General features: G+C 40.8%; 12 protein-coding genes. 10 read left to right on the forward strand and 2 right to left on the reverse strand.

Translation table 11 applies throughout. The features are described from left to right. Window positions 1-10 precede the first annotated feature (10 nt). Together pdxA and ACESMA_RS00460 are read right to left on the reverse strand one after the other, a co-directional pair. Window positions 11-1108 (reverse strand): 4-hydroxythreonine-4-phosphate dehydrogenase PdxA, encoded by a 1098-nt coding sequence (gene pdxA, locus ACESMA_RS00455; RefSeq protein ID WP_372946769.1) that lies wholly within the window; start codon window positions 1106-1108, stop codon window positions 11-13. A gap of 60 nt (window positions 1109-1168) precedes the next feature. Next, complete coding sequence (locus tag ACESMA_RS00460) at window positions 1169-2584, reverse strand: leucyl aminopeptidase family protein (protein WP_372946770.1); 1416 nt, start codon at window positions 2582-2584, stop codon at window positions 1169-1171. A 584-nt stretch (window positions 2585-3168) separates the two neighbouring features. Here ACESMA_RS00460 and ACESMA_RS00465 point away from each other — a divergent pair. The 10 genes from ACESMA_RS00465 (at window position 3169) to ACESMA_RS00510 (ending at window position 14187) form a co-directional block, all read left to right on the forward strand. Beyond that, window positions 3169-5265 (forward strand): TonB-dependent receptor, encoded by a 2097-nt coding sequence (locus tag ACESMA_RS00465; RefSeq protein WP_372946771.1) that lies wholly within the window; start codon window positions 3169-3171, stop codon window positions 5263-5265. A 9-nt stretch (window positions 5266-5274) separates the two neighbouring features. Then, window positions 5275-6492 carry an MFS transporter gene (locus ACESMA_RS00470; RefSeq protein ID WP_372946772.1) on the forward strand — a complete coding sequence of 406 codons (1218 nt, stop codon included), beginning with the start codon at window positions 5275-5277 and terminating at the stop codon, window positions 6490-6492. Next, window positions 6479-7858, forward strand: a complete 1380-nt coding sequence (gene hemN / locus ACESMA_RS00475) for an oxygen-independent coproporphyrinogen III oxidase (protein ID WP_372946773.1) — start codon at window positions 6479-6481, stop codon at window positions 7856-7858. Before ACESMA_RS00470 ends, hemN begins: the two co-directional genes overlap by 14 nt. 11 nt (window positions 7859-7869) lie before the next feature. Further along, window positions 7870-9240 (forward strand): protoporphyrinogen oxidase, encoded by a 1371-nt coding sequence (hemG, locus tag ACESMA_RS00480; RefSeq protein WP_372946774.1) that lies wholly within the window; start codon window positions 7870-7872, stop codon window positions 9238-9240. After that, on the forward strand, window positions 9233-10249 hold the full coding sequence (gene hemH / locus ACESMA_RS00485; protein WP_372946775.1) for a ferrochelatase: 1017 nt from the start codon (window positions 9233-9235) through the stop codon (window positions 10247-10249). Before hemG ends, hemH begins: the two co-directional genes overlap by 8 nt. A 148-nt stretch (window positions 10250-10397) precedes the next feature. Next, the gene (locus ACESMA_RS00490; RefSeq protein ID WP_372946776.1) at window positions 10398-11165 is read left to right on the forward strand and encodes a Crp/Fnr family transcriptional regulator; all 768 of its coding nucleotides are present in this window, start codon (window positions 10398-10400) and stop codon (window positions 11163-11165) included. Between the two features lie 151 nt (window positions 11166-11316). Further along, a complete protein-coding gene (locus ACESMA_RS00495; RefSeq protein WP_372946777.1) occupies window positions 11317-12366 on the forward strand; it encodes a multiheme c-type cytochrome in 1050 nt (349 codons plus the stop codon). Between the two features lie 56 nt (window positions 12367-12422). Next, window positions 12423-12803 carry a hypothetical protein gene (locus ACESMA_RS00500; protein WP_372946778.1) on the forward strand — a complete coding sequence of 127 codons (381 nt, stop codon included), beginning with the start codon at window positions 12423-12425 and terminating at the stop codon, window positions 12801-12803. 17 nt (window positions 12804-12820) lie between these two features. Continuing rightward, window positions 12821-13732 carry a DUF5777 family beta-barrel protein gene (locus ACESMA_RS00505; RefSeq protein ID WP_372946779.1) on the forward strand — a complete coding sequence of 304 codons (912 nt, stop codon included), beginning with the start codon at window positions 12821-12823 and terminating at the stop codon, window positions 13730-13732. 26 nt (window positions 13733-13758) lie between these two features. Next, entirely contained in the window at window positions 13759-14187 is a 429-nt protein-coding gene (locus tag ACESMA_RS00510) for a c-type cytochrome (protein WP_372946780.1), read from the forward strand. Window positions 14188-14215: the final 28 nt, after the last annotated feature.

A 14215-nucleotide genomic window follows, 5' to 3' on the forward strand; every position in this document is an offset into this window, starting at 1 on the left:
ATAAAAAAGTTTAGTAGTTATTATCTTCTTCTGCTTCTATATCAACACTTTCATCTTCCTGGTTCGAGTTAATATCATATTTTTTCAGTGGGTTTTTGGATATTTCCTCATAAATTTTCCGGTTTTTATAAATATCGAGGGCGAGGTAAAGTGCCTGCCGAAACGAGTCGGGTGATGCCTTGTCTTCTCCAGCCAGCTCATAAGCTGTTCCATGCGCGGGCGATGTGCGCACAACTGGAAGGCCGGCTGTGTAATTAACGCCACGATCAAACGAAGCAAGCTTAAACGGAATCAGTCCCTGATCGTGGTACATGGCCAGAATGGCATCGAATTTCCGATAGTTTTCTGAACCAAAAAACCCATCGGCAGGATAGGGTCCCAACGCAATTATTCCCTCTTTTTTTGCCTGAATAATAGCAGGTTGAATAATCTCATTCTCTTCTTGCCCCAATAAACCGTTATCGCCGGCATGTGGATTCAAACCAAAAACTGCAATGCGCGGACGGGTAATGGCAAAGTCTTGCTGAAGCGATTGTGAAATGATACGCAATTTGGACAAAATTACTTCTTTGGTAATGTGTTCGGCTACTTTTGACAATGGCAAATGCGTGGTAACCAAACCTATTTTCATGGTTTCACTCACCATCAGCATCACAAAATTGGGCGAATTAAACCGTTGAGCCAGAAACTCGGTGTGACCCGGGAAATTGAATTTTTCGCTTTGAATATTGTCTTTGTTAATGGGCGCTGTAACCAGCACATCAATTAAACCCTCATGTAAATCAGTTACCGCTTTATCCAGTGCCATAAACGAAGCCTCGCCGGCATCGGGTGTAGATTTACCAAGTTCAACCCTAATATTATCGTCGATGCAGTTCAACACATGGGCACGGCCCGGACCAGCCTCTTTAGCCGAACGAACATGGTTCAAACTTAAATTATTTATATTTAAAGCTTTACGGTGGTATGCTGCAACTTTTGGTGAACCATAAACAATTGGGGTACACATTTCCATAATTCGCGGATCGAGCAGGGTTTTCATGATAACCTCGTAACTGATTCCGTTTATGTCGCCGTGTGATATTCCTACTTTTATTGTATCTGTCATTCTATATTTTCTATCGAATTAATATTTAGTCTTTTAAAAACGGAAGGCAAAGTTACGTTTTTAATTGAATTTTTTCAAAAAGTGATAAAGCAGCCGTGTACCAAAACCAGTGCCACCTGCCGGGCGGTAAGAATCTTTCTCTTGCAGAAAGGCAACACCGGCAATGTCGAGGTGCATCCACTGATAATCCGTAAAATGTTCGAGAAATTTCCCCGCAATGGAAGTTTGCGCCTCGCGGGCACCCAGATTATTCAAATCGGCAATGTTCGATTTCAGCGGTTTGGCAAACTCATCCCAAAGTGGCACCTCAACCATCCGCTCGTAAAATTCGTCGCCAACCTGTTTCAGTTTCTGAAGGTTTTCTGCGCTGTTTCCCATGGCTACCAACGCTTGTGATCCTGTTATAATTTCAGCCGAACCGGTAAGTGTAGCCACATCAATCACCAATTCAGGTTTGAATTTTTTCGCATAACTCAACGCATCGGCCAGCAACAAGCGGCCTTCGGCGTCGGTATTTTTAATTTCAACGGTAGTGCCGTCGAACATAGTAATTACATCACCCGGAACGTATGCATTGCCATCGGGACGGTTGTCGGTTGCCGGCACCAGACCAACCACGTGCAGCGGAAGTTTGTTTTTTGCGATGGCATAAATGGTAGCAGCCACTACAGCACCGCCGGCCATGTCGCATTTCATGTAATCCATCGATTTTGCCGTGGGTTTCAGGCTCAGTCCGCCGGTATCGAAAACCACGCCTTTCCCAATCAACACTATCGGTTTCTTGTTTACAGCAATGTCTGGTTTCCACTCCAGAATATTAAACGTTGGCGGGTCAATACTTCCTTTGTTTACGGCAAGCAGACCACCCATACGCAGCGCCTCAATTTTTTTCTTATTGAAAACTTCAACGGTAAACCCGGCTTCGGCACCCATCTTTTCCATTTCCAATGAAAACTGAGTGGCTGTAAGGAAAGATAGCGGTTCGTTTACCAAATTTCGTGTGTAAAAAACGGCTTCAGTCAAAGTTTGCAATTCAACAATTTGTTGTTCACTCACCGCATCATCGAGCACAAAAATTTCTGAAGGAACAAACTCATCTTTTTCCTTCTTGTATTTTGAAAAGGAATAGGCCGAAAGCAGCAACCCTTCCAAAAACGCAAGGGTTAAATTACCACCAGATATCCCGGTTATTTGCAGCGTTGTAACTTTCTCATTTTTCATAACATCGTAAAATTTCGAACCTGCCTTCCGTGCTGCTTCAAGTTGAATTCCGGGATTTTTATCATCTTTAGTTTTATGAAAAAAATAAACCTGTGGTTGTTTGTAAATGATCCAATCGGTTTCTTTTGAAAGTTTTTCCTCTAAATAACGAACATCAGTTTCCGGGAATTTCGAAAGCGATTTAAAACTTTGAAACAAAACCGCTGTGGAGATATTTTGCTTTTGAACTGATATTTTTTCAATTTTTGGTAGCATAGTTTTTCAATTTTTGCCAAAAATACGATAAAACTTATTCATTCGGGGTCAAATGTATTTATTGAGATAAATCAACGAAAAAAAGACCTCTATTGTTTTTTAAGACAAAGGTTTATCCTATTTTTGCAGCTTCAAAATCAGAAAAACAAAGGCAGCATGTTTACCATCGGAATATTTTCTACGCATATCCCCTATATTGCTTTTGTGTTTTTCTATGCCTTTTTTTTTCTGTTCGGTTACCAGAAAATTGCTGAAGAAAAATTTCCGATAGAAAAAAAATTCACGCAAAACGAGCTCACAATTAAAACTGAAAACCAGTTTAGTAACAATAGCGAAAGTTTCGATTTTAATGATTTTCATGTGAACAGCGTTCCAAAAAACGAACGAATTTTTTATGTGGATCGAAAAACGAAATTTCGAATTCCTCCGAACCAACAATTTCAACCTGCAAGTTTTGATTTTTCTAATTTTTCGCGTCCCCCTCCGGCAGCCTGATTTTTTACATTGATTCATTTTTCAACATGTGAAATTGCCCGAAACTGTTTTCCCGGGTAGCTTACATTTTTTCTTTTCATAAAAATACCATGAAAAAATCAGCACTTTTAATCCTTTTTTTAGCCGCATTTCAGTTTACAGCCTTTGCTCAGGAAGCTGAAAAGGACACCATCAGGAATTACAAGCTCGACGAAATAATTATTCAGTCGCCAAAATACAACCGGAACATTTTTGAAATTCCTGCGGCAGCATCTATGATTTCCGAGCGGCTAATTGAAAACAACCGGGTGGAAAATCTGACGGATATTTCAACCATCATTCCCAACTTTTTTATGCCCGATTACGGATCAAAACTTACTTCGCCGGTTTATATCCGCGGGGTGGGAAACCGGATTAACACGCCGTCAGTCGGGTTGTACGTTGATGAAATTCCATATTTCGAAAAAGCTGCATTCAACTTCGATTTTTACGATGTAGAACGAATTGAAGTCTTGCGCGGTCCGCAGGGTACACTTTACGGAAGAAATGCCATGGGCGGATTAATTAATGTTATTACAAACAAACCTCATAATGAACAACGTACAACCATTTCAATGGATTATGGCAACTTTAACCAAATCCGTTCGAATGTTACGCACAACCAGCCAATAGGAAAATCGCTGGCCGTTCAGGGAAGCCTGAATCAGCGGCACAACGATGGGTTTTATGAAAATGTGTTCTCGCAAACCGAAGTGGATAAAATCAACAGTTATTCCGGTCGTTTGAAAGCTTTGTTTTCTCCGTCAGAAAATTTTAACGTACAGGGCAATATTCAATACGAAGACAGTCGGCAGGGCGGATATCCTTATGCCTTGTTCAATGATGAATTGATGCAGGCAGGCGATATTTCTTATGACAAGGAGAGCGTTTACAACCGAAAACTTTTATCGGCCGGGCTAAATCTGAATTATTCAGCACCGGGATTTTCATTAAGGGCAGTCAGCAGTTTCCAATCGCTGGACGATTTTCAGGAAATTGACCAGGATTTTACACCGCAGTCGTTGTTTTTTGTGGTGCAGGATCAGCAATTACAAATGCTGGCTCAGGAAATCAATCTCGAATCGAAAAAGGGAGGCGCGTACAACTGGCTGTTTGGGGTTTTCGGATTTAAACAACTGCTCGACAAGGCAGTTACCGTAGAATACGGAGAAGACGGACTGGTTCAGTTCAAACTGCCATTTTCGGAATATTACTACACCAAAACTTACAACAATTCCAATTCGGGCATTGCATTTTTTCACCAATCCACCCTTGATTTTGGCGGATTTACATTTTCGGCCGGAATTCGTGCCGATTATGAAAAAGCAACACTGGATTATACGGATGACCGCGTTAGAAACGGTAATTCTACTCGTGCCGATGAATTTATCAGTGATTTGGATTATTTTGAAATTCTGCCAAAAGTAGCTGTAAAATACAGCGTTAACGAATACCTGGTTCCGTATGCAACCATTGCAAAAGGATACAATTCCGGAGGGTTTAATTCCACTTTCGAACGCGAAGAAGACCGCTCGTTTGATCCAGAGCACTCCTGGAATTATGAGGCCGGAGTTAAAGCCAAGTGGCTTCAGCAGCGAATTTATGCCAACCTGGCTTTTTTCTACATCGACTGGACCAACCAGCAAATTTACCAGACTGTGCCCAGCGGAACAGGCTCCATGCTCACCAATGCCGGAAAATCGGAAAGCAAAGGTGTGGAGCTGGAATTGAAAGCTCTGCCGGCTCAAAACCTCGAAACCTGGCTCACTTTCGGATTTAACGAAGCCAGGTTTGTAGATTACGTTAAGGACGAAGATGAAAATTACAGCGGCAATTATCTGCCCTACGTGCCACAATACTCATTTAATGCAGGAGGTAATTACAAAGTAGATGTCAGGGCAAGCTGGCTCGATCAGATTCGGTTCAACCTGTCTTACAACGGATTCGGAAAACATTACTGGCACGAATCGAACGAAGCCTTTCAGAATTTTTACGGGTTGCTGAATCATCGTGTAAGTTTCGAAAAAAACAACATTACCTTTTCATTTTGGGGGAAAAATATTTTGAACTCTGAATACAATTCATTCTATTTTCAGGCGTTGGGAAATTCGTATGCCCAAATTGGAAAACCCGCTACCCTGGGTGTAAACCTCAAAGTTGTATTTTAACAGAAAAAAATGAACAAACAGGAAGCAAACAAATATTTCACCCTGCTGAGCCTCTACCTGGCACAGTCCATTCCCATGAGTTTCTTCTCCACGGTAGTACCTGTCATCATGCGAATGGAAAACTACTCGCTGGAATCCATCGGGTATTTGCAATTGATAAAACTGCCCTGGATTTTAAAGTTTTTGTGGGCACCCATGGTGGACAGAAATTGCAGCAGTACCAAACAATACCGTCGCTGGATTCTTGCGTCGGAAATTTTCTACGCCATAGTTATTTTTTCCATTGGTTTTTTAAATCTCGAAACCAGTTTTTCTACCATTATACTATTAATGGTCATTGCATTTACTGCCTCAGCAACACACGACATTGCCACCGATGCCTTTGCCATTCTGATTTTGAAAAAGCAGGAACGCAGCCTGGGAAACAGTATGCAGTCAGCCGGGAATTTTATCGGAACTCTTATGGGAAGTGGCGTTTTGCTGGTAATTTACCACTACTGGGGATGGCAATACCTGCTCTTTTCGCTCGCAGCTTTCGTTTTAATCGTACTTGTTCCGGTATCGCTTTATCCCGCACACGAACAAAAGCAACTGGATAAATCACGAAAAAACATTTCGCCACTGGAGTTTATTTATTTTTTCAGGCAGAAGAAAATTGGCGGACATTTGTTATTGCTGTTTCTTTTTTACTCCGGCCTCATTGGTATATTAACTATGGTAAAACCCTACCTGGTGGATTTGGGCTACGATGTAAAACAAATCGGGTTTATTTCCGGCATTTTCGGCACAGCCTGCGGAGCTTTAATGACAGTGCCTGCCGGAATATTTATAAGGAAAGTTGGATTGAATAAAGCCGTTTGGGTTTTTCCTGCCATTAATATAATAGCAGCAATATTCTTTTTGGGGCTGACATTTTCCTCGCATCCGTTATACCTTATATATATAGGTGTAGGATTATTGTGGACCGCTTATGCCATGTCGTCGGTTTTTGTTTATACGCTGGCCATGAAAATTGTGCGAAAAGGAAGAGAAGGAACCGACTTTACCATTCAAATTGTAATAACACACCTGAGTAGCCTGATTATTGCGGTAATGAGCGGAAAGGTGGCCGATGCAATAACTTATCGCGGACTTTTTGCCATTGAAGTTGGCCTGGGATTGCTTATCTTTATCCTCATTCCGTTTATTTTTAAAAATCATTTTTATAATTTATATGAAAATTCCTGAAAATCTTATTCAAAAATACAACATCCCGGTTCCGCGGTACACCAGTTACCCACCGGCTAATTTTTTTCATGAAAACTTTGGGCCCGAACAATACATAAAAGCTATTGAACAGTCTAATCACGAGTGGCCCGAAAACATTTCGTTGTACATTCACATTCCGTTCTGCTCCAAAATGTGCCACTTTTGCGGTTGCAACACACAATATACCCGCGACAAGGGGAAAATGGGTCGTTACGTGGAAGCCGTAAAAAAAGAAATTAAAATGGTGAAACAGTTGCTTGACCCATCGCGCAAGGTTTCGCAGGTGCACTGGGGTGGTGGAACGCCAAACACTTTGCCTGTTGAAATGATTCGCGGAATAATGGATCTTATCCACGAAAATTTTGAATTCATTGAAAAGCCTGAAATTGCCATAGAATGTCATCCGGCCATGCTCGACGAAAGCTACACCGGGCAACTGGTACTGGCTGGTTTCAACCGGTTCAGTTTGGGCATTCAGGATTTTAAACAGGAAGTGCTCGACAATGTAAATCGTGATGCGCCCAACGTTCCGGTAAAGGAAATTGTAAGTTGGATAAAAAGCTTTGAAAATACCAGCGTAAATTTCGATTTTATATACGGACTTCCGTTTCAAAATGAAAAAACATTTGCAGAAACCATTGAAAAAGCAGTGGAAATTTCGCCAGACCGGCTGGTAACATTTTCGTATGCACATGTCCCGTGGATTAAAAAAGCACAGAAAATTCTCGAAGTTCGCGGGCTCCCTGAAGCAAACGAAAAATTGACCATGTTTGAAACCGGATTTAAAATTTTAACAGGAAACGGGTACACACCCATTGGACTTGATCATTATGCCAAAGATACCGATGATTTGAGTATCGCCTTAAAAAACCGGAAACTCCACCGGAATTTCCAGGGATATTGCACGCGCGAAACCACCGGGCAGGTTTATGCTTTTGGTGCCACCGGCATTAGCCAGCTCGAAAGTGTGTATGCACAAAATGAAAAAAAACCTGAAAAATATGTTGAAATAATCAACAATGGCCAGTTTACAATTGAAAAAGGATACCATTTAAATATACAGGAAAAAATAATCAGGCATGTAATAAACGAAATGATGTGCAATGAATTCCTCTCTTTTAAAGAAACTGCTGAAAAATTCAACATATCGAAAGAAGAAATTAAAAAAACCCTGAATTTCGATGAAAAAATGTTTAGCGGATTTGTAGCAGACAATCTTCTGGAAATTGACAGTGAGGAAAATTTTCAGATTACAGAAACCGGCCGGTTTTTTATACGGAACATTGCTGCACAATTCGATCCTAATCTGCAAAAAGAAACAAAAAGATTCTCCAAAGCGTTGTAAGCTTTTTAAAAATGAAAAATGAAGGAAATATAAAAGTGGCTGTTGTGGGTGCCGGGTTAACCGGGCTCACCACTGCGTTTTACCTGAAAAAGGCAGGAATTCAGTTTGTGGTTTTTGAAAAGGATGACCGCCCGGGCGGAGTAATTCAAACCCACTACGAAAACGGATTTACATTTGAAGGCGGTCCAAATTCAGGAATCCTGTCGAAACCCGAAGTGCCGGAATTACTGGAAGAATTAAAAAACGAATGCACACTGGAAGTAGCTGACGAAACTGCCAAAGCCAGGTGGATTTGGAAAAATAACCGCTGGGTTCCGCTTCCGTCCGGTCTGATTTCGGGAATCTCAACACCACTGTTTTCCTTTCCAGACAAGCTGCGTTTATTGGGCGAACCTTTCCGCAAAAAAGGGAATAATCCAAACGAAACGCTGGCCCAACTGGTATTGCGCCGAATGGGAAAAAGCTTTCTGGATTATGCCATCGACCCGTTCATTCTTGGAATTTATTCCGGCGATCCTGCCTTGTTGGTTACCAAATATGCCTTCCCTAAACTTTACTGGCTTGAGCAGGATTATGGCAGTTTTATTGGCGGTGCCATAAAAAAAGCAAAAGAGCCCAAAACCGAACGTGACAAAAAAGCCACAAAAGAAATCTTTTCGGTTAAAGGCGGTCTGAGTAAAATGATTGACGCGCTGGTGAAAAATATAGGAGAAGAAAACATCAGACTAAATTGCAAAGCACTAAACTTTTCTCATAAAGAAAATAAATTTTCTTCCGGTTTATCCGAAGAAGAATTTTCACATGTTGTTTCCACCACAGGAGCTTACACTTTGGAAAAGCTCTTTCCGTTCCTGGAAAAGGAAAAACTGAAAGCCATTACCAAAATGGAATATTCGAAAGTAGTGCAGGTTTCTGTTGGTTTTAACAAGTGGGAGGGAATACCGTTAAACGCTTTTGGCGGGTTGGTACCTTTTATTGAGCAACGGAATATTTTGGGTGCTTTGTTCCTCTCAACTTTCTTTAAAAATAAAGCCCCGAAAGACGGAGCATTGCTTTCGGTTTTTATGGGTGGAATACGAAAACCTGAATTTGCAGATTTTTCAGACGAGAAAATTTTTAACATTGTTGAACAGGAGTTATCCGAAATGTTCAAACTAAAAACATTCAAGCCCGATTTGCTAAAGATATTCCGGTACAATTACGCCATTCCGCAATACGAATTTGAGTCGGAAGAAAAACTGAAAGCCATAAATATGCTTGAGAAAAGACATCCCGGACTATTGCTTGCTGGCAATATCCGCGACGGAATTGGAATTGCCGACCGCATTAACCAGGGAAAAACTATTGCCAACGAAATCATAAATTTAAAACATAATGAGTGAAAGAACAGCCGTTTTGCTGATGAACGTGGGTAGCCCCGACGAGCCGAAAATCGGCGCGGTTTGGCGCTACCTCACCGAATTTTTAAACGATAAACGCGTGATTGACCTGCCCTGGTTGCTAAGAAAATTTCTGGTTAATTTCATCATCATCCCGTTCAGGGTAAGAAATTCAACGAAACTTTACAAGTTGCTCTGGACCGAAAAAGGCTCACCACTCATTTACCATTCCTTCGAGATGAAACAAAAACTTCAGGCTGAACTGGGAGACGATTTCGAAGTTTTTGTTGCCATGCGTTACCAGAAACCTAAATACAAGAGGGTGATTTGCCAGATTAAAGAGCAGGGCTTCAAAAAGTTGGTTCTTTTTCCTCTCTATCCGCATTACGCCATGTCAACAACCGAAACTACCGTGGTGGCAGTGGAACAGGAATTGAAAAAACAAAATGTTGATCTTGAACTGAAAGTGGTGGATCAGTTTTACGATCATCCAAAATTTCTTAAAGCCTTTGCAGCGCAAGGCCAAAAATACAATCCGGAAAGTTTCGATCATATCATTTTCTCCTATCACGGACTTCCGAACCGGCATCTCGAAAAGAGCCACCCGGGAATTACGGTGGAACAGTGTTCCTGCCAGAACGCCATGCCCGAACATGGACACCATTGCTACCGGGCAACCTGTTATGCCACATCACGGCTTTTGTCCAAAGAACTGGGTATTCAACCCGAAAACTATTCGGTTTCGTTCCAGTCGCGCCTCGATAACAAATGGATGGAACCGTTTACAGATGAAGTTTTACTTGAAAAACTTAATGAAGGAAAAAAACGCATCCTGGTTTTTGCCCCGGCATTTGTTACCGATTGCCTTGAAACCATTATTGAAATTGGCGATGAGTACAAGGAGGAATTTATGGAAAAAGGAGGCGAAAAATTGCAGCTCGTTGAAAGCCTGAACGCCGAACCGGCATGGATTGAAACCATGGCAAATCTTATCTTAAACATAAAAGACTAAAAAACAATGGATTCCCAATAAATTCAATATTTTCATAAAAAACTCTTTTTCAAAAATGTATTAAAAGATATTTTTTTCAATAACTGATTTTTTTATTAATTTTGGAACTTTCGTTACAAACCAGAAGTTTTAATTCGGATATTGATTTTTGAAGGAGGTAAAGGTGTTAAAAGAAGCTGATTTTGAATGTGTAAAATGTGAAAAACTTAGTGTCGATTGTGAAAAGACACAGGATTGTTGCTGCAAAACATGTTTTAGAAGCGATGATACCAATCTCCTTAAAACTTTAGAGCACCAGGAACTCGAATATCTTGTTGACGGCAAACAGCAAATCAAATATAAACCAGGAGAAACCATCATAAAACAAAATACTTCATCAACATACGTTGTTTGTATCAGACAAGGTTTAGCCAAAGTGTACGTTGAGGGACTAAAGGGTAAAAACCTGATTGTTAAACTAATAAGCAATCTCGATTTTATTACCGGCGGTGATTTATTCAACGGAAATGTTCAGAAATTTACCATTTCAGCCGTTACACCAGTTACCTGCTGCCTGATTAATGCATCCAAACTTTCTCAATTATTTTCAGAAAATAATCGTTTTGCAGTTGAATTGCTTCGCCACCATACCAAACAAAACAACGCTTTGCTGAATAAGCTGGTAGTTCTAACCCAGAAATATATGCCCGGCAGAGTTGCAGATACGCTGCTTTACCTGAAAAACGACGTATTCAAGGCTAATCCTTTCTCTGTTCCTTTAACCCGGCAGGATTTGGCTGATATGTCCAATATGACCAAAGAAAGCCTGGTCAGGATATTGCAACAATTCAAATCATCGGGACTCATTAAAACACAAGGTAATACCATTGAAATCCTTGATGAAAGCAGCCTGCAGGAGATCAGCAAAAATGGCTGATTGATATATGTCAATAACGGGCGCAACTTATATCAACAGCAACTGATTGATATATCATTGATTACACCGCCGAACCAACAAATTTCCATACTATTTTTACGCCGTAAAGTATTTAATGATTTATAGTATAAACTACTAAACTGGTCATGTTATGAAATATGTATCATTTTTAAAACTTATTTGTTTTGGTGTTGTGTGTGCATTTCTTGCCACATCGTGTGTAAAAGAAGGCCCTATGGGCCCATCGGGAGCTGACGGAGCTGACGGATCTGATGGTATGGATGGTGTGGACGGAAATGTTTCCTGTCTTGCCTGCCATAACAGTGATAATATCGAGTCTATCCAGGGACAGTTTGCCATGTCGGTACACTCCGCAGGTGCAATAGCTGTGGATTATGCCGGAAGTCGCGCTTCTTGTTCACCATGTCATTCACACGAACAATTTGTTCAGTATGCAGAATTGGGCCAGGTTGCCGGTGATATTACCAATCCGACTGCCTGGAAATGCAATACCTGCCACGGATTGCATGAAACTTTTGAAACAACCGACTATGCACTAAGGTTAAATGATCCTGTTGTTGCAGCTTCCGACAAGGTAACAGTTTTAGATATGTTAGGCAACAGTAACCTGTGTGCCAATTGTCATCAAACCCGTACAGCGGAACCAAATGTTGCAACTCCGGGCGCAGAAACCTTCCGTATTGCCAGCACTCATTACGGACCACACCACGGACCGCAGGCCAACCTTGTGGCTGGTGTTGGATTTGCTGAAATTGAAGGTTCAGTTTCATATCCGGACCCAAACAGTTCTTACCACCTGAATGAAACAGCTTCCTGCACAGGTTGCCACATGGGTGAATTTGGTAACGGTGGTGGAGGACACTCTTTTAATCCAAGTTTGAATGCATGCAACACGTGCCACGAAACTGAAAGTTTCAATTATGGTGGCAGACAATCAGACGTTGCTGCAAAACTTGACCTAATAAAAGAAAAACTCATGGAATTTGGTGTGGTTGAAGGAGATGACGAACATGGTTATCATCCGGTACCTGGAACATATCCAATAGATTTGGCACGTGCGTATTTTAACTGGATAGGAATTGTAGAAGACCGTAGTTTGGGCGTACACAACCCAAGATATATCAATGCGCTGCTTATCAATACACTGGAAGCACTGAATGCATACCAGCCCGAAGCATAGTTCACACCGGCTGTATTTTATTCATTGCAACTGGCGTATAACAAAAATTAGCAAAGATGAAAATTAAATTAAAAATATTGCTGTTGGTTATTGTAGCTGCTTTTATGGCTTCAAGCTGTCTGTACGATTGGGAAATTCCTGAAGAGATTCCAGACCGTGATCCGGATCAGGAAATCAGCTTTTCTGAAGAAGTTCTTCCCATTTTCACCAGTGGAAACAATTGTACAGCCTGCCACAACGGAAGCCAGATTCCCGATTTAAGAGAAGAGAATGCCTTTAGTTCGCTCAACAGCACCAGGTATATTAATAAAACATCGCCAGAAGAAAGCAGAATATATACTTACCCACATCCAGATGGAGAGCATTATAAAAAATATACATTAACTCAGGCCGACCTTATATTGGCGTGGATTGAACAAGGTGCAAAAAATAACTAACCGAAAAAATGGCAGAAATGAAGAATTACATACTATTCGTGTTACTTACGGTTATTCCGTTCACCGCAATCTTTGCTCAGGACGAGGAAGAACCGGTAAAGGACAGACCCGTTAGAGCACCGTTTGCAAGTGGTTATTTAATTGATAACCAAACAACCATGATTCCAATAGAAGGAACATTGGAATTTGCCATTCAGCATAAATTTGGAACCATAGAAAATGGGATGTCTGATTTTTTCGGGATATATGCTCCGGCAGCAAATATCAGGCTTGCATTAAACTATGTGCCTTTTAAAAACTTTCAAACAGGTATTGGTTTAAGCAAAGAAAGAATGTACACCGATTTGAATGCCAAATGGACCATTCTGGAACAAACCCGTGAAAATACAATTCCCGTTGCAGTGGCACTTTATGGTGTGGTGGCAGTTGACGGAAGAAATGAAAGTGCATTTGGAACTGGTAAGGTTTGGCACTCGGGAGAAGGTCCGGCAGAATTTGACATCGCTTTTGCCGACAGGCTATCCTATTTTTCACAACTGATAATAGGGCGCAAATTCAACTACTGGCTTTCCCTGCAAACAGGTGTAAGTTTTACACATTACAACTTGGTTGAACGCAATTTTGACCACGATAAAATTGGAGTGCATTTTAACGGAAGAGTAAATTTTTCCCCACAATCGTCCTTCATTTTTAACTACGATGCACCGCTAAATATTCAGCAAATTTCTGAACAACTGCAAGTTCCGGCTCATCATCAGCCAAATGTTTCTTTTGGCATTGAAATTGCAACAAGTACTCATGCATTCCAAATATATATGGGAAATGCAAAAGGAATTATTCCTCAGGATATTATGATGTGGAATTCAAACAAATTCAACCTGGATAACCTGGCATTTGGATTTACCATTACCAGAATTTGGAACTTTTAATGTTTAACTATATAAAATAATTTATCATGAAAAAAGGTAAGATTAAATTTTTAACATATCCCCTGGTAGTCCTGTTTGCAGGAATGCTTTTGGCTGCTTTTGTTTCACCAACAGAAAGCACAAGTATGCCGGAGAATTGGGATATCCCCGCTAAGTACAAAGAAATGAAAAACCCATATGCCGGCGATGCATCGTTGGATAGGGTAGGTAAAATGATGTATGCAAAACATTGCAAATCGTGCCACGGAAACGTTGGATTGGGAGATGGACCAAAAGCTGCTAGTATGACAGCTAAAATGATTCCGTTTAACGATCCGAAATTCCAAAGTCAAACTGATGGTGAAATTTACTACCAATCAATTATCGGTATGGATGAAATGCCCAACTTCGAGAAAAAAATTCCAGAAGAAGAAGATCGCTGGGCTGTTATAAACTTTATAAGGTCTTTAAAATAGGTTATAAAATCGAATCCTGCTCCGGAGA

The organism is Mariniphaga sp., from assembly GCF_041687215.1.
GTDB lineage: Bacteria > Bacteroidota > Bacteroidia > Bacteroidales > Prolixibacteraceae > Mariniphaga.

Excerpts from the sequence above, each read along its gene's own strand:
- hemH (WP_372946775.1), top strand. The coding sequence starts at position 9,233 with ATGAGTGAAAGAACAGCCGTTTTGCTGATGAACGTGGGTAGCCCCGAC.
- ACESMA_RS00505 (WP_372946779.1), top strand. The coding sequence starts at position 12,821 with ATGAAGAATTACATACTATTCGTGTTACTTACGGTTATTCCGTTCACC.
- ACESMA_RS00500 (WP_372946778.1), top strand. The coding sequence starts at position 12,423 with ATGAAAATTAAATTAAAAATATTGCTGTTGGTTATTGTAGCTGCTTTT.
- hemG (WP_372946774.1), top strand. The coding sequence starts at position 7,870 with ATGAAAAATGAAGGAAATATAAAAGTGGCTGTTGTGGGTGCCGGGTTA.
- ACESMA_RS00495 (WP_372946777.1), top strand. The coding sequence starts at position 11,317 with ATGAAATATGTATCATTTTTAAAACTTATTTGTTTTGGTGTTGTGTGT.
- ACESMA_RS00465 (WP_372946771.1), top strand. The coding sequence starts at position 3,169 with ATGAAAAAATCAGCACTTTTAATCCTTTTTTTAGCCGCATTTCAGTTT.
- ACESMA_RS00460 (WP_372946770.1), bottom strand. The coding sequence starts at position 2,584 with ATGCTACCAAAAATTGAAAAAATATCAGTTCAAAAGCAAAATATCTCC.
- pdxA (WP_372946769.1), bottom strand. The coding sequence starts at position 1,108 with ATGACAGATACAATAAAAGTAGGAATATCACACGGCGACATAAACGGA.
- ACESMA_RS00470 (WP_372946772.1), top strand. The coding sequence starts at position 5,275 with ATGAACAAACAGGAAGCAAACAAATATTTCACCCTGCTGAGCCTCTAC.
- ACESMA_RS00510 (WP_372946780.1), top strand. The coding sequence starts at position 13,759 with ATGAAAAAAGGTAAGATTAAATTTTTAACATATCCCCTGGTAGTCCTG.
- hemN (WP_372946773.1), top strand. The coding sequence starts at position 6,479 with ATGAAAATTCCTGAAAATCTTATTCAAAAATACAACATCCCGGTTCCG.